We start from the raw sequence: 18,596 nt of genomic DNA, 5'->3' as shown, positions 1-18,596 counted from the left end.
GACCGCCGATCAGGCGTTGGTCCTAGGACCGTGGTCGCGTCGCGGGGACCGTGCCCTCGGGGCCGCCGGACACCGCGCCCCATGCGTGACGGCCCGGCCCTACGGCGAATGAGCCGTCGGGCCGGGCCGTGGCCGCACCGGCTCGTATCAGCCGGCGGGCGGGATCGATGCGCCTCTAGCCGGTGACCCGGCGGAACGTCCACTGCTGGTTGGTGCTGCCCCTGTCGGCGTACTGGATCAGCGCGGCGCCGTCGGCCGTGCTGCCGGAGTTGACGTCGAGCACCTTGCCGCTGTTGCGGTTGACCACCTGGAACGCACCGCCGGACAGGGGGCGCAGCTGCCACTGCTGGCTGGCCCTGCCGTCGGGGGTCGCCTGTACGACCCGCGCGCCGTCCGCCGTGGAGGATCCGGCCACGTCGAGCACCTTGCCGCTGCGGACGCAGGTGATGGTGTGGTAGCCGTCGGCCGTGGACTGGAAGGCCCACTGCTGGTTCGTCTGGCCGTTGTCGGTCCACTGGACCACGGCGGCGCCGTCCGCGCCGGACCCACCGGCGACGTCGGCCACCTTGCCGCTGCGGACGCTGACGCATGTGTACGTCCGCGCGGGGGCGATGGTGTACTGCACCGAGTCCACGTCGATGTAACCGGTGCCGCCCGGGTTGTAGGTGTAGAGGCCGATCCGGTCGCCGCGGTAGCCGCCCCAGGTGAGCTGGTAGGTGCCACCGACCTGGGTGAACGTGCTCCCGTCGAGGCTGTAGGAGAAGCGGCTGACCCCGTTCACGTCCCACGTGGTGCGCAGCCACACGGCGTTCTGTGTGATGGCCGCGCCGCTGGTCAGGGTGGAGCCGGCGTTGTGCTCGATCGTGGTGGTGGTCCCGGAGCGTCGCACACCCAGTCCGGCGTAGGTGGCGGCGTAGTGGCACAGCCCGGCGTGCTGGCCGTCGGCGAGACCGGCCAGTTCGAGGCGGACGGTCACCGTGGCGCCGCCCGCGGTGCGCAGCACTCGTTGGGTGAGGGTGTTGCCCACCTTCATCAGGTTGTCCCCGGCCAGCGGTGCGAACGCCTTCAGCCGCAGACAGCCGGGGCGTTCGGTCAACGACCAGTAGCCCGCGCGGGGTTGGTAGTACCACTCCCACTGCGGCTTGAGGCGGGTGTCGGTGAACGAGTCGCTGGTCACGACGGCGGGCAGCGCGTCGACGGGAAGGCCGGGGGTGCCGACGGCGGGCAACTGGCCCGTCCACGCCATGGTGCCGATGCCGTCCGAGCCCACCGTGCCGATGATCGGCCAGCCGTCCACCCAGGTCACCGGCAGCAGGGACAGCACGCGCCCCTCCCAGCCGCCGTGGCCGTGGTGGGTCACGAAGTACCAGTCGCCGCCCGGGGTCTGCACCAGCCCGCCCTGGTTGGGCTCGCGGTCGACCGAGGTGTTGACGTGCAGCAACTGCCGGGTCTCGAAGGGGCCGTAGAGGCTGGAGCCGCGGTTCATCATGAGGACCCGGCCCTCGGGCTTCACCTCGCTGAACAGGTGGTAGTAGACACCGTCGATCTTGTACAGCTTGCTGGCCTCGCTGCGTGACGACTGGTGGATCACCGGGGCCGGGCCGACCAGCGACTTGCCGTCCTCGGACAGCTTGTACAGGTGGATCTTGTAGTTGTCCGAGTAGTGCGTGGTGACCAGGTAGCCCTGGCCGTCGTCGTCCCAGAACGGGCACACGTCGTTCCAGCCGGAGGTCCGCCACATCGAGTGCAACGGCTCCCAGGGCCCGGTCGGCGACGGGGCCGACGTCATGAAGAAGCCCTCGTCGGGCGTGTTGAAGTACACCCAGTACCGCCCCGCGTGGAAGCGGATGGCCCCGGCCCACACACCGCGGCCGTAGCGGTTCATCCGGTCCCAGTTCAGCTCCGGTCCGATGCGGGTGACGTCGTCGACCGAGCCGCCGATCGGACGCCAGTTGACCAGGTCCTTCGAGTGCAGGACGGCCATGCCGGGCGAGTACCCGAACGTGCTGGTGATGCCGTAGTAGTCGGAGCCGACCCGGATGCAGTCCCAGTCGCTGAGGTCGGCCGGGACGATCGGGTTGACGTAGGTGCCGTCACCCTGGTCACCCCAGGTGCCGGCCGGAGGAGTGGCTGCCGACGCCACGCTCGACGGGAGCAGGCCCGGAAGCAGGAGGGCGCCGGTACCGACCGCGGCGAGCCGGCCGAGTTGTCTTCTGGTGAGGTCCACGATGCAGTCCTTGGCTGGAGGTCATCACGTGCGGGAGATGGGTGGACACCGCGGGGAGAACGCGGGAGGGAGAACGTGGAAGGGACACGGCCCTCGGGTCGGGCGTGCCGCGTCCCGGCGGGCTGACGCCCCTCACCCGTGCTGTGCGGGGTGGCGGCATGACGAAGGCACACCGCCGGACGCCTGGGCAACGGATCCTTTGGGACACGTGACGACCGAGGACGGAACGACGGTTGGTCGATATATCGAACGACTATCGGCTTGTCGAACCGATCGACGCCGAAGTTAGAGCCCCGGCCACACAGAAGTCAACGGATCGTCCGTGTTTTTCCGAGACGTGCGGCGGCCGGGACAGGGCGCGCACGGCGCGCCGACGGGTCGCGTCAGCCGAACAGACGGCGCTGGATCTCGCGCCGGTAGTCCTCCAGGGTCCGGTCGAGGTGTGCCGCGGTGGCCTGCGCCGCTTCCTCGGGGCGACCGTCACGGATGGCCCGGTAGATCGCCTCGTGCTCCTCGACGGCCGCCTCGGTGTTCTCCCCGAACGAGTCATGGATACCGATGGCGCTGGACTGGCGCTGCAGACGTCGCGCGTCCCGCACGGCGCTGACGAGGAACGTGTTGTGCGAGGCCGCCGACACGGCCGTGTGGAAGTCCTCGTCCGCCTGGTTGAACACGTCGACCTGGCCGTGGGCGAACCCGTGCCGGCACTGCTCCATGGCGACTTCGATGGTGCGCAGTTCCGAGGGGGTGGCGCGGGTGGCCGCCAGGCTGCTGGCGGCCATCTCCTGGACCCTGCGGAACTCGAACAGCATCAGTACGTGGTCGATGTCGACGGGGCGGAAGAAGCCTCCCCACCGGCTGGTGACGAGCATGCCCTCGTCGTCCGCGACGAACAGACCCCGCCCCTTGTGCGCCCGTACCCGACCCAGCGCCGAAAGGATCTTGACGGCTTCCCGCACCACCGCCCTGCTGGTGTCCAGCGTTCGGGCGAGGTCGATCTCCGTGGGCAGCCGGTCACCCGGAGCCAGTCGCTCCTCGGCGATGTACGCGAGGATCCGCTCCGCCACGATCTCGTACCCGGGACGGTAGTCCCGCCGCTCCTCCAGGCCGGCCACCCCCGCGGGCGCGGCAGAAGGGGCCTGGATCGGCAGGGCCGCTTCGATCGCCGGCGTGTCGTCCATCTGCGCTGCCTCCCGGGTGACCTTTGCTCACGCGACTGATCGCGGTGGAGCCGACATCATCGTAGCGCACAGGAGATATAAGTCGTACTCATTCTGGCCAAGATCCATAACGAGAGCCATGATCATCCGGATACGCGAACAACCTGTATCGGACATACGCAGCACAACTGCCTGCCTGTCGCCGGAAATCCAGCAAGGGATCGCTGCACGCACCCTTGACGCATCGCTCGATAAGGCGGCTAATTTCTTCCACGTCGATCGCAGCGCAGCAGCCTCTTCCGTCTCCGTCGTCCTTCCGGGCCGCCCATCTGCTCGGGGCACCCGCACATCCAGTGGAGTCACTCATGACGGTCAACCAGTCCTCGTCCAGCCCGAAGAGAGCCCTCGGCAGGAAGCGGGCGGTATCGCTGGCCGGGTGCGCGGTCACGGTGCTGCTGACCGTGACGGCCTGTGGCGGCGGCACCGCCGGTACGACCACCAAGGACGGCTTCGCCCAGGCGCCGCAGAAGGACGGGACGTTGACCGTCTGGGTGGACGCGACCCGGATGGACGCCGCGAAGCTGTACCAGAAGCTGCACCCGGAGGTGAAGCTGGACATCGTCAGCTACGACGGCGACGCCAACGGGTCCAACTACCTGCAGACGAAGGTCCAGTTGTTCAACCGCACCGGCAAGGGCTGGCCGGACGTCGTGTTCAGCTCGCAGAACAACGAGACCTCCTGGGCGGTCGACGCGGGCTTCGCCGCTCCGCTCAACAAGGGCCTGATCCCCGAGTCGACCCTGGGGAAGTTCGCCAAGGGCGCCAACGACGTCTGCACGGTCGACGGCACCGTCTACTGTCTGCGCAACGACCTCTCCCAGGCGGTGCTCTGGTACAACGCCCCGCTGATGAAGAAGTTCGGCTACACGGTGCCGACGACGTGGGAGGAGTACCAGAAGCTCGGCACCAAGGTGGCCAAGGAGCATCCGGGCTATCTCGTCGGCGACGCGGGTGACTCCTTCACCCCCGAGATCTATCTGTGGGCGAGCAAGTGCGGCGCCAACCACATCACCGGCCCCAAGTCCGTGTCGGTGAACACCACCAGCGAGGCCTGCACCAGGATGGCCAAGCTCCTGGACGTGCTGATCAAGAACAAGTCCATGTCCATCAGTGGTGTCTTCAGCACCGACTTCGGCAAGAACCAGGCCGACAAGGTCCTGCTCATGCCGGGCCCGGCCTGGTTCGGCGGCGCGGTCTTCAAGGACACCCTCAAGGTCCCCGCCCGGCAGATCGCGGTGGCGCCCATACCGCAGTGGCAGGGAGACGGCGCGCCGTCCACCGGCAACGTCGGCGGCGGCACGTGGCTGCTGTCCCAGCACTCCACCCACCTCAAGGCGGCCACCGACTTCCTGACGTGGGTCACCACCGACAACGCCTACCAGGGGGAGAAGGCGCCCGGCTTCCCGGCCTACGGGCCGGCGGCCGAGGCATGGCTGAAGGGGCAGGACGCCTCCGGCTACTTCGCCAGCGACCTCGGCGCGCTCTCGGCCGCCTCCTCCCAGGTGTGGCCGGAGTGGGGCTCGGGCCAGTTCAGCCAGGAGGCGATCTGGGCGTCCACGGTCAAGCCGGGCCTGACCCAGGGCAAGTCCATCGTCTCGATGCTGCCGGCCTGGCAGGACTCCATCGTCAAGCACGCCAAGTCCAACGGATACAAGGTCGAGCAGTGACCCTCAGCCACTCCCCGTCCGGCTCCGCCCGTCGGCGCCCCAGCGGCACCGACCGGCAGAGCCGGGCCGGCATCGCCTTCGTCGCGGCCTACGTGCTGCTCCTGATCGCGTTCGGCGTCCTGCCGACCGGGTACGCCGTCTACTTCGCGTTCACCGACGCCGGGGGCACCTTCACCGGCTTCAGCAACTTCGTCACCACCGCGCAGGACTTCCGCTTCATGGACGCCGTCGGCCATGTCGCGCTGTACCTGCTGTTCTGGCTGGTCTCCCTCGTGGTGTTCGTGGTGAGCCTGGCGCTGCTGCTGCACCGCCTCGCCTCGGGCGCCCTCAGCAAGTCGCTGCGCTTCCTCTTCTACATCCCCGGAGCGCTCGCCGGCGCCGCGAGTGTGCTGGTGTGGCTGTTCATGCTCGACCCGACGGTGAGCCCGGTCAGTTCGCTGCTGGGCATGCTGGGGTTCGACACCTTCGGCGAGGTGATCGCGCCCGGCAACCTGCCCCTGCTGTTCACGGTCATCGCGTTCTGGACCGGCGCGGGCGGCTGGATCGTCGTCATCTACGGCGCGCTCAACAACATCCCCACCGACGTCATGGAAGCCGCGCGCATCGACGGCGCGGGCGCCTGGCAGACCGCCTGGCACATCCAGATCCCCATGCTCCGCAAGTGGATCGTGTACATGGTGATCCTGGCCTTCGCGGGCGGTGCGCAGCTCTTCGTGGAGCCGCAGCTGCTGTCCCTCGCCAGTGTGGGCGTGGCCGGACGCGACTACTCGCTGAACCAGCTGACGTACGACTTCGCCTTCCAGATGAACAACGTCAACGGCGCCGCCGCGGTCTCGGTGGAACTCCTGGTCGTCAGTGTGTCGGCCGCCGCCGTCTTCGTCGCACGGTCGGGGTTCTTCGATGCCGACTAGTTCCCCGCGCCGCCTCGTGCCCCGTCTGCTGACCGGCTCCGTCCTGCTCGTCTTCCTGGTGTTCTTCGTGCTGCCGGTGCTGTGGCTCGTCCTCGCGGCGACCAAGACCGATCAGCAACTCGTCCACGGCCACCCCCTCTCCTTCGGCTCCTTGCACACCCTCAAGGCCAACTGGGACGCCCTCACCGCGTTCCAGGACAACGCCGTCCTGCAGTGGCTGGGCAACTCGACCCTGTACGCGCTGATCTCGCTGGTCATCACGCTCTGCGTGGCCGTTCCGGCGGGCTACGCGCTGGCCATGACCGAGTTCCGCGGACGGCACACCCTGCTCGTCTCGACCCTGGTCGTGATGCTCATGCCGACCGCCACGCTGGTGGTGCCGCTGTTCCTGGAGATCAACGCGGTGCGGCTGATCGGCACGATGTGGTCGATCATCCTGCCGTACTCGTTCTACCCGTTCGGCGTGTATCTGACGTACATCTACTTCACCACCGCGGTACCGAAGGATCTGCTGGCGGCGGCACGGATGGACGGCTGCTCGGAGTTCGGTGTCTTCCGGCACATCGCACTGCCGCTGGCGACACCGGTGATCGCGCTCGTCGGGTTCTTCAGCTTCGTCGCCAACTGGACCAACTACTTCCTGCCCTACGTGATGCTGCCCGAGAGCGGCCAGATGCCCATCCAGGTGGGGGTCGGGACCCTGCTCAGCAACGTGCCGTCCTTCAATCCGGCCGTCGGCACCCTCGCGATCGAGCGGCCGCAGCTGGCCCTGGCGACGCTCGTGGCCATCACACCCGTACTGATCGTCTTCCTCTTCGCCCAGCGTTTCCTGGTCAGCGGGATGCTCGCCGGCGCCACCAAGGAGTAGGCCCCGGCCTGCCGTCCCGACCCTGATGCCCGATCCGGCGTCGTCCGCCCGACCGTCGTCCCGGCGCGCGCACCCCGCCACCCCCGAACGGAGCTCCGTCCCATGCCCTTCACCTCTTCCGGCCCCACCTCGGGTGGGGACATCCCGGTCTCCGGGCAGCCGGCCCCGCCACCCGAGATCGAGGCGGGGGTGCCGGTGCTCGAACCGCCCGGCTGGGCCGTGTCGCAGCGGGCGCTGTTCGACCTGCTCGACCACGCCTGGCGGCGCTTCGCCCGCGACTTCACCGGCCCGGACGGACGGCTGAACTACACCGGGGCGCTGACCACCCGCGACGGTGTGGACGACTTCTACGAGGTGTTCTTCAACTGGCCCCAGCTGTACCTCCTCGGCGGCGCGGACGATCTGCTGCCCGCCGGCGAGAAACACTGGGAGGGCGTGACCCGGCAGCTCACCGAACTCGGCATGCTGCACGACGAGTTCGAGCGCGGCTACGACTGGTTCCACCAGGGCGAGAGCCTGCTGCTGCTCTACTTCCTGTGCATGGCCGCCCCCGACCGCTGGTCGCAACGGGCGCTGCGCTTCGCCGAGTTGTACGTCGACCCGGCCAAGGGCAACTACGACCCCGAGCACCGTGTCATCACCCGCCCGCACAACGGCAGCGACCCCGACCGCACGGGCCTGTTCGACGGCGACGTGTACCCGTGGCTGCCGAAGGAAGCGGAGACATACGGGTTCCCGCTGGAGTGGATCCCCGAGGCGGAGGGCGGCCCGTTCCCGCTCTCCGCGGATCCGCGGCTCGGCGCGCAGATGCGGGACCGGACGGGTGTCGGCGACACCGCGGTCAACCTCGCCGCGGCCGGGCTGGTCCTCAACGCGTGGATCCTGTCGGGCGAGGACCGCTACCGCGACTGGATCGTCGAGTACGTGGGCGCGTGGCGCGAGCGCACACGGGCCAACGAAGGTCTCATCCCTGACAACGCGGGCCCGGACGGTGTCGTCGGCAGCCTGCTGGAGGGCCGCTGGTACGGCGGCCACTACGGCTGGTCCTGGCCGCACGGCTGGCACAGCGTGGGCCACGCGGCCTGTGTGGCGGCGCTCGCGGCGGCCACGGTCACCGGGGACGACGACTACCTCTCCATGGTCGCGACCTCGCTCGACACCCTCATCGGTCACGCCAGGGTGATGCCCCACACAGAGGCGGACTCCAGCCTCCCCTCCAAATGGGTGGTCGAACTCGGCCCCGACATCCACACGCCCACGCCACACCTTCCGTTCCGGCACAACGACTCGGGCTGGTTCGACTACAACCCGCTCACCCCGCCCGTGCCGGTGGCCCTGTGGCACCACACGGCCTCCGACGCCGACCGCGCCCGGCTGGAGCGGCTGCGCGAGGCCGACGGCATCGACTGGCGTACCGTGCGGCCGTTCCGGGCCAAGGAGGAGTCCGGGCACGAGAAGGCGTGGTTCGCGTTCCTCGCCGGCGACGACCCCGGCTACCCCGAGCGCATCCTCGCCGCCGCGCAGGCCCAGATCCACCACCGGCTGCGCCGGATGGACCGCTACCGCGACCTGGACGTGGCCGAGGACGACATCCACGTGTGGCAGCTGTGCAACCCGGTGGTCACCGAAGCCCTCGTCCAGCTGACCTGGGGCGGACCCCAGGTGCTCTACAACGGCGGCCTGCAGCAGGCCCGGCTGCGCTACCACGACGCCGAGGCCCGCCGCGCCGGCCTGCCACCGGAGGTCGCCGCGCTGGTCACCTCCATCGACCCCGAGGCGACCACCGTCGAACTGGTGAACCTCTCCCCCGAGGCGGAGCGCAGGGTGGTCGTCCAGGCCGGCGCCTTCGCCGAGCACACCATCACGGCCGTCCGGTACACCACCTGCCAGGACGACGGCTGGATCGGCGACATGTACGACTACGGCCACACCGAGCCGGTCGTGACCGAGGCGGAGCAGGACTGCGCCGGTCCCTTCCTGACCGTACGGCTGCCCGCGTCCACCCGTATCCGGCTCGCCCTGCGCCTCCAGTTGCGCTCCCGCACCCCCAGTTACCGCACCCCGTTCGACACCCCGGCGGGTCCGCCCTCCCAGGGCACGGAAGGAGAACACGCATGAGGCGCATCGCGCAGACCATCAGGCTCCGCCCCGAGCACCGCGAGGAGTACCTGCGGCTGCACGCGGCCGTCTGGCCCGGCGTGGAAGCCGCCCTGCACCGGGCGAACATCCGCAACTACAGCATCTTCCTCCACGGCGACGTGCTGTTCGCCTTCCTCGAGTACCACGGCGACGACTTCGAGGCCGACATGGCCGTCCTGGAAGCCGACGCCGAGACCCGGGAGTGGTGGAAACTCACCGATCCCTGCCAGGAGCCCTGGCCCGACCGGGGCGACTCCCGCCAGTGGACGGAACTGACCGAGATCTGGCACCTCGACCCGCCCGGCGAGGACGCCACCGTCTGACACGGACCCCGCCGGACCGACCCGACCTGGAACCGCCATGACCCCCGCCCCCGCCCCCGTCCTCATCGACGCGCACCACCATCTGTGGGACCTCGACCGGCGTCCGCAGCCCTGGCTCGACGACCCCGGCCTGACATCGATCCGCCGTACCTTCACCCCCGGCGACCTGCGCTCCACCGCGACCCATCCCATCGCGGGCCGGCACCTGCACAGCACGGTGGCCGTGCAGTGCATGCCGGACGTGCCCGAGACGGAGGACCTGCTCGCCCTCGCGGAACAGGAGCCGCTGATCGAGGCGGTGGTCGGCTGGGCGGACCTGACGTCGCCGGCGATCGGCGAGGTGCTGGACCGACTGCTCGCCGGACCGGGCGGCGCGTACCTGCGCTCCCTGCGCCACCTCGTCCAGGGCGAGACGGACCCGGGCTGGCTGCAACGCCCCGATGTCGAGCGAGGGCTGGCGGCGGCCAGGAACCGCGGGCTCTCCTACGACGTACTCGTCCGCAGCCACCAGCTCGACCAGGCGATCAAACTGGCCGAACGCTTCCCCGACCTGCCCCAGGTGCTCAACCACGCGGGCAAGCCGGACATCGCCCGGCGCGAACTGGCCGACTGGCGACGTCAGGTGCAACGGCTGGCCGCACACCAGCAGGTGGTCTGCAAGCTGTCGGGACTGATCACCGAGGCCGACCACGACAACTGGACCACCGCCGACATCCGCCCTGTCCGGGACATCCTGCTCACCGCCTTCGGCCCCGATCGGCTGATGTTCGGCTCCGACTGGCCGGTCGCCAACCTCGCCGGCGGCTGGAACCGCTGGGCCGCCACCGTGGACGAACTGCTCACCGACTGTGCCGAGAACGAGATCCACGCGCTCGTCGCCGGCACCGCGACCGCCTTCTACCGCCTCCCCGGCCGCAGCTGACCGTCGGCGCTCGTGCTGAAGGAACTCTGGAGAACACGATGACACTCGCCGTCCGCTACACGGCCGCCCGCACCCTGACCACGGCTCCCGCCGAGACCCTTTCCCCCGGTCCCGGTGAGGTGGAACTGGCCCCCGCCTATGTCGGTATCTGCGGCACCGATCTGCACATCTTCCACGGCGACATGGACGCCCGGGTACGCATGCCCGCCGTCGCCGCATCGGCTCCGGCGACGCCTTCGCCGCCGGACTGATCCACGGCCTGCTCACCGGCACCTCCCTGGAGCGCGCCCTCGCCTACGGCACCGCCCACGGCGCGCTCGTCATGACCACCCCCGGCGACGTCTCCATGGCCACGCTCACCGAGGTCGAAGCCCTGATCGCGGGCGGCTCGGCCCACGTGCGGCGCTGAGCCACGCCGATCGACATCCACGAGGAGGACGTCATGCAGTGCCGGAACATCCACAACACCGCCGTCGACCTCACCGAACTCGGATTCGGCGCGTCGGTGATCGGCAACCTCTACCGGACCACCTCGGCGGCCGACGCTTCGGCCGCCGTGGACGCTGCCTGGGACGCGGGCATCCGGTACTTCGACACCGCACCGCACTACGGCCTCGGGCTCTCCGAACAGCGCCTCGGGGCGGCGCTGCGGCAGCGCCCTCGGGACGAGTACGTCGTCTCCTCCAAGGTCGGCCGGCTCCTCGTCCCCAACGAACGTCCACAGGGCGTCGACAGTGAGGGCTTCGTCGTACGGGACGACCTGCGCCGGCAGTGGGACTTCAGCCGCGATGGCGTGCTCCGGTCCATCGAGGACTCCCTGCGCCGCACCGGCCTGGACCGGCTCGACATCGTCTTCCTGCACGACCCCGACGACCACTGGAGGCAGGCCGCCGAGGAGGCCATGCCCACGCTCGCGGACCTGCGCGACCAAGGGGTGGTCGGGGCCATCGGAGCCGGCATGAACCAGTCGGCCATGCTCGACCGCTTCCTGCGCGAGACCGCCGCCGACGTGGTCATGCTCGCCGGGCGCTACACCCTCCTCGACCAGTCCGCGCTGGACGACGTCCTGCCCGCCGCACAGGAATCGGGCAAGAGCGTCGTCGCGGTCGGCGTCTTCAACTCCGGCCTGCTCTCTCATGAGTGGCCCGCCGAAGGCATGAAGTACGACTACCAGGACGCCCCACCGGAACTGATCGCCCGCGCACGGGCGATCGCAGAGGTCTGCAAGGGGCACGGCACCAGCCTTCCCGCCGCCGCCATCGCCTTCCCGGCCACCCACCCCAGCACCGTCAATGTCACGCTCGGCATGCGCGACCGCGCGCAAGTGACACAGAACGTGGAACTCCAGCGAAGCGCCGTACCCCGGGCGCTCTGGGACGACCTCCGGTGCCAGGGGCTGATCAGGCCCGACGTCCTCACCACCAGCGGTATACAGGGCACGGCCGACCACCCCGCGCCCGATGGACGGTCCGCGGCACATGCTGACGGCACTGGCGGGGGGAGTTCCCGATGCCACTGATCGGCAAGGGCCACCACCACGGGGCAGCCACCGTGGACGAACCGCTCCACGACCTCGTAGAGGACACGATCCTCGCGTCCCCCGCCGGCGCCACGACCGCCTCCTGCCGCCCGCCCGACCGATTACCCAGGCCACACCGTGTCCGTCGCGAGGGAAGCCAGCACGGCTTCTGTCGCTGCGAAGTCGCCCCCCCATCCGCGAGATTGTGCCGCTCACCGACGCTTCTGAACCCTGGCGACGCTCAAGGGCCGGGGCCGGTGAAGAGATCCGCGTCAACCGCACTGACAACACCCCGGAGCCGCCGCATGAACACTTTCCCGACCGTCCGAACCAGCAGGAGGGGCAGACGATGAAGCCCGTCACCTCCACCATCCGCAAGGTGTCAGCAGTGCTTGCGATGGCTCTCCCCGCGGCGCTGCTGACATCCCTCACGACGTCGGCCCCGGCCTCGGCCGCGACCCAGGCGACCTACTACGTCGCCCCCAACGGCAACGACGCCAACGCCGGGACGATCACCGCGCCGTTCAAGACCCTGCAGCACGCACGGGACGTCGTGCGCACGGTCAACGACAACATGACCGGAGACATCAACGTCTATCTCCGCGGCGGCAACTACCCGGTGAGCAGCACCATCAACTTCACGTCGGCCGACTCCGGAACGAACGGCCACCGTGTCGTGTACGCCGCCTACCAGAACGAAAAGCCGGTGCTGAACGGAGGAGTTCCGGTGACCGGCTGGGCACAGCACAGCGGGAACATCTGGAAGGCCCCGCTGAACCGCGACAACAAGCTCCGCGCGCTCTACGTCAACAACAAGCGCGCCCAGATGGCCTCCAAGACGATCCCCTCGGCCGGATGCTACGGGACCTACACCATCACGGCCGGCCAGGCTCCCTGGGCCTGGGAGTCGGGTTCGGAGTGCGACGGAGCCAAGTACAGCCTCTCCGATCTGCCTGCCGTCGCCGCCAACCAGGACGACGTCGAAATCAAGTATCCGACGACCTGGACCACATCCATCGTGGGAGTCCGCCAGATCACCACGAGTTCGGACGGCGCCCATCGCGTGGCCCTGTTCCAGCAGCCGGGTGCGGCCATTGCCCAGGGACCGCCGAACGGCAACTTCGCCGCCGCCGGCGGCACCCCCACCTTCATGAACGCGTACGAGTTCCTGGACCAGCCCGGCGAGTTCTATTTCAACAAGACGAACCACACGCTGTACTACTACAAGTCCAGCTCCGAGGACATGACGTCGGCGGAGGTCTTCGCGCCGAACAACGTGTCCACCCTCATCAAGATCGCCGGCACGTCCACGACCGACCACGCGCGGAACATCACGTTCTCCGGGCTCACGGTCGAGCACTCCGACTGGAACCTGGCCAATGTCGCGGGCTCCGTCTTCCGGCAGGGCCAGCAGGGCAACGCCGGCTCGACCGTGTACGCGCAGAAGAACTTCCACGCGTACACCTACCGCAACGTCGACCTGCCGCCGGGGATCATCCAGATCGAGAACGCCGACGGGATCAGCCTGACGCGCAACACGGTGCAGCACACCGGCGCCGACGGAATCAACATGGTCAACGACGTGAAGGACTCGCAGTTGACCGGCAACATCACGAACGACATAGCCGGATCCGCCATCACCGTGGGACACCCCCAGCACGTGTACATCGGGGACTACACCTCGACCAACAACGAGAAGTACCCGGTGAACGTCGAGGGACTCTGCAAGAACATCTCGATCAAGAACAACTACCTCTACGACAGCGCGGTGCTGTTCCAGGGGTCCAGCCCCGTGTCGGCGTACTTCACCGATTCCCTGTCCGTGCAGCACAACCGGATCGAGAAGTCCCCGTGGGCGGGCATCACCCTCGGCTGGGGATGGTGGAACTTCGACGGTTCGTCGAACTCGATCCGACCGGGTGCGCCGACCACCACGGCGAAGAACAACACCATCAGCCACAACCAGATCGTCGACACGCTGCAGGTCCTCGCCGACTCCGCTCCCATCTACACGCTGGGCAGCCAGCCGGGAACCGAGATCAGCAACAACTACATCCAGGGCGTTCCGGCCGGCCACAAGTACGGACTCCACCCCGACGAAGGCTCCGCCTACATCAACTACCACGACAACGTGCTCGACCTGGACCCGAATGTCGCCTTCGCCATCAACTCCGGCACGTGGGGCAAGCAGCACGACCTGAGCATCACCAACACCTACGGCACCGTCAACAAGATCAACAACAAGAACGTCCCGAACAGCACCATCGAGAACGTGCGCGCCTACTCGGACGGCGTGTGGCCGTCGCAGGCGTACAGCATCGCCGTGAACTCCGGTCTGGAGGACGCCTACAAGGACATCGTCCCCCAGAGCAACCTGAGCCTGCAGGACTACGCCCTGCCCGCGAGCACGTTCACCGGCCAGGGCGTGTCGTCCATCCCTGTCCGCACCATCGGTGACGCGACCAGGACTCTCTGGCTGGCTCCCTCCGGTACGACGACGTTCACCGTCGGCCCCACCATGACGAAGGCAGCCGGAACCGCGACGACCATCACTGTCCCGCCGACGGCCGGCGACTACCGCCTCTACGTCGTGGACGCCCAGGGGAACGCGTCCGCCGCGTCGAAGTCGCTCGTACGCCAGCGATGGAACTACGTCGACGACAAGAGCTCCGGCATTACCTACAGCTCCCCTTGGTCGAACTGGAACGACTCTAAGGACTTCAACGGGTCGGAGAGTTTCACGAGCACGGCGGGCAGCTACGTCCAGTACTCGTTCACCGGATCAGGCGTTCGGTATGTCGGCATGAAGCAACCGAACATGGGCAAGGTCGACGTCTACATCGACGGCGCCCTGGCACAGTCGGGCATCGACGCCTATGCCTCGACGGTGACGAAGCAGGTGGTGCTGTTCGAGAAGACGGATCTCGCCGCGGGTCCCCACACCATCAAGGTCGTGTGCACGGGAACGAAGAACGCGTCCTCTTCCGGCACCGTCTGTGCGCTGGACGCGTTCGCCTCCATCCCCTTCCCCTCCAAGAACGCGTTCTACAAGGTCCTCAACAAGAACAGCGGCAAGACGATCGACGTCGCGGACGGATCGACCTCCGCCGGGGCGAACATCATCCAGTGGAACGACACCGGAGCGCAGAACCAGCGCTGGCGGTTGGTTGCGGTGGGTGACGGCAGCTACGAGATCGTCAACCAGAACAGCGGTCAGCTGCTGGACGTCTACCAAGCGTCCACCGCGGACGGCGCGACCATCGTCCAGTGGACCGACAAGAACGGTGCTAACCAGCGCTGGACACTGGTCGCCGCCGGAAACGGCTACCACAAGATCAAGAATGTGAACAGCGGCAAGCTGCTCTCGGTGTCCGGCTCGTCGACGACAGCAGGCGCTCAGCTCGTGCAGACGACGGACACGAACGCCGACAGCCAGCTGTGGCAGGCGGTGAACGTGGACTGATTCCCTCCGCGCCACGGGCCGCACACCCCGCGCGGCCGCCGCCGTGTACTGCTGTGGGGGGCGGACCGAAGAAGATGAAGAACCTGAGGGGCGGTGCCGGCGCAACATGGGCCGGCACCACCCCTTGCCGCGCTGCCTCAAGGCCGACGCCCGGGTCGTTGACAACTCCCGGGTGTCGCCCGGCGGAGGCAGCGACTTCGCCGTCTCCGGGCCGAGCAGGTGGATGAGGAAGGGCCGGCAGCGCTCCAGGACCACGCCGATGGCCCGTCGTGTGGTTCGCCGCCCCCTGGTCCATGTGATGCGAGAGATAGACGGCGACAGGCGGAGCCGACCTGGGTCGTCGGGTTCTCCGACATCTCGATCCTGATGACACCGCTGACCCTGCTCACCGGGACGGCGACACTCCACGGCAACAACCTCATGGACACGCCCTACCGCGTCTCCGAGGGACTGTCGTCGTGGCTCGACATCGTCGCCGCACCCGCGGGCCACCGGTTCACGCAGTACCCGCCCGGTCGCCACCGGACCACGGGCTTCGACGACTTTGTCGGCCATCCCGAGGTACGTGAGTACACGCTTGACGCCGCTGGCACGTAGACCCGGCTCGATGGCACTGGTGACGTGGAGGCCGAGGGAAGGCTGATCGGAGGCTGCATCGAGGCGCTGTGCGACCTCGCGGGGACGAGCTACCTGGATGTCGCCGCATTTGCCCGCGATGAGTCCCCGGACGGGCTCCTCGTATACGTGGAGGATGCCGGCAGCGACGTCTTCACGATCTGCCGGAACCTGCACGGCATGAGGATCGCCGGATTCTTCGACCGCGCGAACGCGATCCTCGTCGGTCGGAGCAGCGTACCGGGCTACAGCTCCTTCAGCCACCATGAGGCTGTCCTCGACGCGCTCGGCACCCTGAACGTGCCGATCATCGCCGACGTCGAGTGCGGCCACATTCCGCCCTACATGCCGATCGTCAACGGGGCTCATGGCCGGATCGTCTACTCATCGAGCCGTAGCGAGCTGACGCAGACCTTGGGCTGACGTTCCAAGCCGGTCTGGCTTCGTCGTAACTGACGGGCGACACCGCTTATCACCGAGTTTGGACAGCACTTGGTGATCACAGGGCAAGAAAAGTCGATGCGAACTGACACCAGCATGGGCGCACTGCGGCGCGACGCTGATGAGGATCTCCGAAACTTCCACCGCGGCTCGGCTGATCCACCAGACTTGCTCTCGTTTCACAACGGAGAAGGGACGGCAAGCATGGCGAACAGCGCACTTCTGGTGATGGACGTCCAACGGGACGTCGTGGCCATCGCCGACGACGGTTCCGGATATCTGCCGCGCTTGCGCAGAGCGATCGACGGTGCCCGGGCTGCCGACATCCCCGTGATCTACGTGGTGATGGGGTTACGGCAGGGCGATCCAGAAGTCAGCCCTCGCAACAGGGTGATGACAAACGTCGTGCGGGCAGGCCTGTTCACCGAGGGCGCCCCTGGCACCGAGATTCATGACGACGTCGCGCCCCAGCAGGGCGACGTGGTGGTTACCAAGAGGCGGGGGAGCGCGTTCTCGGGCAGCGACCTCGACTTGGTACTCAGGGCTCGCGATATCGACAGCCTTGTTCTCACTGGCATCGCCACCAGCGCTGTAGTGCTGTCCACCCTGTGGCACGCCATCGACCTGGACTTCGGCCTCACCGTCCTGGCGGATGCCTGCCTCGACACCGACCCCGAGGTGCACACGATGCTCACCGAAAAGCTGTTCCCGCAGTGGGCAGATGTCGTCGCCGTCGAGGGCTGGCTCAAAGCCATCGCACCGCGATAGCGGGAGGCCGTCCGGACCCTCGCGTGCGGGGCAAGGCGGCATCGCCTCCCGTCGGCTGGATAGAGCCACCGGTCGCTCGTTCAGCAGGATGTCTTTGCGTCGGCGGTGTCTTTCTTCGTCCAACTGTCGGTACGGGGGTTTCGCGGGTGAGGCGTCGGTCATCGTGGTCGGCGCGTACGCCGGTGAGCTGCGCGGTGGCGATTCTGGGCCCATTCGTCGTCGGGGTAGCGGGTCAGGTGCGGGTCGAGCGTGCCCGTGATCACCCGGGTGAGCCGGCCGATGAAGAGACGGATGAGGATTCTCGTGGGAACCCATCGGAAACTGGCGCTGTTCTGGACCGGGTACGCGTCCTCCCAGATCGGCACCTCGGCTTGGCGCCTGGCCCTCCCCTGGGTCGTGCTCCTCCAGACAGGCCGGGTCTGGTCGCTCGTCGCCGTCTCCTTGGCCTCCATCGTCCCAGAGCTCCTGCTGGGACCGCTGGCTGGAGCATTGGCCGATCGGCTGCCGCGCCTACCCACCTTGCTGCTCCTGGACGGCTTCCGCTGCACTCTGTACGTGGCGTGCTTCCTCGCCCTGTTCGCGACGGGAACCTCGCAGACCGCGATCTACGCCCTGACCGCCGTCCAGGTCGCCGACACCAGTGCCGGAATCCTGTTCACCTCCGCGAGGGCCCCCCATGCTTAAGTCGCTGGCGCTCCATACCGACTTCCCCCTCAAAAGCCTCCTGGGGCGGGACCGCGCGGTGCGCAACGTGGCAGACATCGCCGGGCTGGCCGGCGGCGGTTTCGTGCTCTCCCAGACCTCGCTGGTAGCGGTCGTCGGCCTCAACGCCGCCTCCTACGCCCTCTCGTTGGCCGGCATCGCAGCAGTCTGGAAGGTAATCCCAGCCCGTGACCGCTGGCTCCGATCAGGCGCCCGGTCAAAGGACGGCCGGTCCTTCGTCTGGGAAGGGGCACGGGTGGCCCGCCGACGACCGTACATTCGCGACGCCCTACTGCGTCAGCTCACCGTCAACTTCCCCATCCCGGTAATCTCGCTGGGCATGCCCCTGGCCCTGGAGGCCCGAGGCGCGTCCTCGGCCGCGCTGGGAAGCGCGCTGGCGGGCTTCTCGATCGGTTCGCTGGCGATGTCCCTCCACACCGGCCGGGTCCACCGTTCCGCCGGGACATCATGGGGGACCGCCCGCGACGGAGCTGGGTTGGGCTGGCCGTCGGAGCCTTGTGCGTGGCCCTCGTCTTCGCCCTACCCACCCACTTCATGCCCGTCGCCTTCCTCTTCGCAGGCGCCCTGTTCACCCGGACCCTCTTGGACGCCAACGTGCAGTGGCAGAGCCGACTGCAACTCGAACTCACCGGGCGGGTGGCGGCTCTGGCGTCAATGCTGGCCCGGCTGGCAGCCCTGCTGGCGACCCTCGCCGTCGCCCTGGCGGCCTCGTGGACCTACACCGCGCTGCCCATTGCCGCCCTCCTGGTAGCGGGCACCGCCCTGATACTGGCCTTCTTCGCCCCCACCC

13 protein-coding genes and 3 pseudogenes are annotated in these 18,596 nt (G+C 68.3%); 14 read left to right on the top strand and 2 right to left on the bottom strand.

Annotated elements, in window-relative coordinates:
- Window positions 1–175: 175 nt before the first annotated feature.
- Both AOK23_RS02590 and AOK23_RS02585 read right to left on the bottom strand, forming a co-directional pair.
- Entirely contained in the window at window positions 176–2,227 is a 2,052-nt protein-coding gene (locus tag AOK23_RS02590; RefSeq protein ID WP_055711116.1) for a family 43 glycosylhydrolase, read from the bottom strand.
- 383 nt (window positions 2,228–2,610) lie between these two features.
- Window positions 2,611–3,408: a FadR/GntR family transcriptional regulator gene (locus AOK23_RS02585; protein WP_055711115.1), complete on the bottom strand. Its 798-nt coding sequence runs from the start codon at window positions 3,406–3,408 to the stop codon at window positions 2,611–2,613.
- A gap of 344 nt (window positions 3,409–3,752) precedes the next feature.
- Here AOK23_RS02585 and AOK23_RS02580 point away from each other — a divergent pair, with 344 nt between their 5' ends.
- The 14 genes and pseudogenes from AOK23_RS02580 to AOK23_RS02520 form a co-directional block, all read left to right on the top strand.
- Window positions 3,753–5,114 carry an ABC transporter substrate-binding protein gene (locus AOK23_RS02580; RefSeq protein WP_055711114.1) on the top strand — a complete coding sequence of 454 codons (1,362 nt, stop codon included), beginning with the start codon at window positions 3,753–3,755 and terminating at the stop codon, window positions 5,112–5,114.
- The gene (locus tag AOK23_RS02575; protein WP_055711113.1) at window positions 5,111–6,025 is read left to right on the top strand and encodes a carbohydrate ABC transporter permease; all 915 of its coding nucleotides are present in this window, start codon (window positions 5,111–5,113) and stop codon (window positions 6,023–6,025) included. The genes AOK23_RS02580 and AOK23_RS02575 overlap by 4 nt, the downstream gene beginning before the upstream one ends.
- A complete protein-coding gene (locus AOK23_RS02570; RefSeq protein ID WP_055711112.1) occupies window positions 6,015–6,893 on the top strand; it encodes a carbohydrate ABC transporter permease in 879 nt (292 codons plus the stop codon). The genes AOK23_RS02575 and AOK23_RS02570 overlap by 11 nt, the downstream gene beginning before the upstream one ends.
- Before the next feature lie 102 nt (window positions 6,894–6,995).
- Complete coding sequence (locus AOK23_RS02565) at window positions 6,996–9,011, top strand: DUF8034 domain-containing protein (protein WP_055711111.1); 2,016 nt, start codon at window positions 6,996–6,998, stop codon at window positions 9,009–9,011.
- On the top strand, window positions 9,008–9,355 hold the full coding sequence (locus AOK23_RS02560; protein WP_055711110.1) for an L-rhamnose mutarotase: 348 nt from the start codon (window positions 9,008–9,010) through the stop codon (window positions 9,353–9,355). Before AOK23_RS02565 ends, AOK23_RS02560 begins: the two co-directional genes overlap by 4 nt.
- Window positions 9,356–9,392: 37 nt before the next feature.
- The gene (locus AOK23_RS02555) at window positions 9,393–10,277 is read left to right on the top strand and encodes an amidohydrolase family protein (protein ID WP_055711109.1); all 885 of its coding nucleotides are present in this window, start codon (window positions 9,393–9,395) and stop codon (window positions 10,275–10,277) included.
- Between the two features lie 38 nt (window positions 10,278–10,315).
- A pseudogene (locus AOK23_RS02550) lies at window positions 10,316–10,489 on the top strand (Zn-dependent alcohol dehydrogenase); the annotation flags it as partial.
- A pseudogene (locus AOK23_RS44345) lies at window positions 10,486–10,686 on the top strand (PfkB family carbohydrate kinase); the annotation flags it as partial. The pseudogenes AOK23_RS02550 and AOK23_RS44345, both read left to right, overlap by 4 nt.
- Window positions 10,687–10,719: 33 nt before the next feature.
- On the top strand, window positions 10,720–11,796 hold the full coding sequence (locus AOK23_RS02545) for an aldo/keto reductase (protein ID WP_079049240.1): 1,077 nt from the start codon (window positions 10,720–10,722) through the stop codon (window positions 11,794–11,796).
- Between the two features lie 349 nt (window positions 11,797–12,145).
- Window positions 12,146–15,259 (top strand): RICIN domain-containing protein, encoded by a 3,114-nt coding sequence (locus AOK23_RS02540; protein WP_055711107.1) that lies wholly within the window; start codon window positions 12,146–12,148, stop codon window positions 15,257–15,259.
- Window positions 15,260–15,565: 306 nt separating this feature from the next.
- Window positions 15,566–16,297 (top strand): annotated as a pseudogene (locus tag AOK23_RS02535) (S66 peptidase family protein); the annotation flags it as partial.
- 222 nt (window positions 16,298–16,519) lie between these two features.
- A complete protein-coding gene (locus AOK23_RS02530) occupies window positions 16,520–17,083 on the top strand; it encodes a cysteine hydrolase family protein (protein ID WP_055711106.1) in 564 nt (187 codons plus the stop codon).
- A gap of 303 nt (window positions 17,084–17,386) precedes the next feature.
- A complete protein-coding gene (locus AOK23_RS48335; RefSeq protein ID WP_169800267.1) occupies window positions 17,387–17,767 on the top strand; it encodes a hypothetical protein in 381 nt (126 codons plus the stop codon).
- 540 nt (window positions 17,768–18,307) lie between these two features.
- Window positions 18,308–18,596: hypothetical protein (locus AOK23_RS02520; protein WP_055711104.1), on the top strand; the 289-nt coding region annotated here is incomplete at its 3' end.

The organism is Streptomyces torulosus (genome assembly GCF_001419765.1).
GTDB classification, from domain to species: Bacteria; Actinomycetota; Actinomycetes; order Streptomycetales; family Streptomycetaceae; genus Streptomyces; species Streptomyces torulosus.
This window is presented reverse-complemented; position numbering and strand designations above follow the sequence as displayed.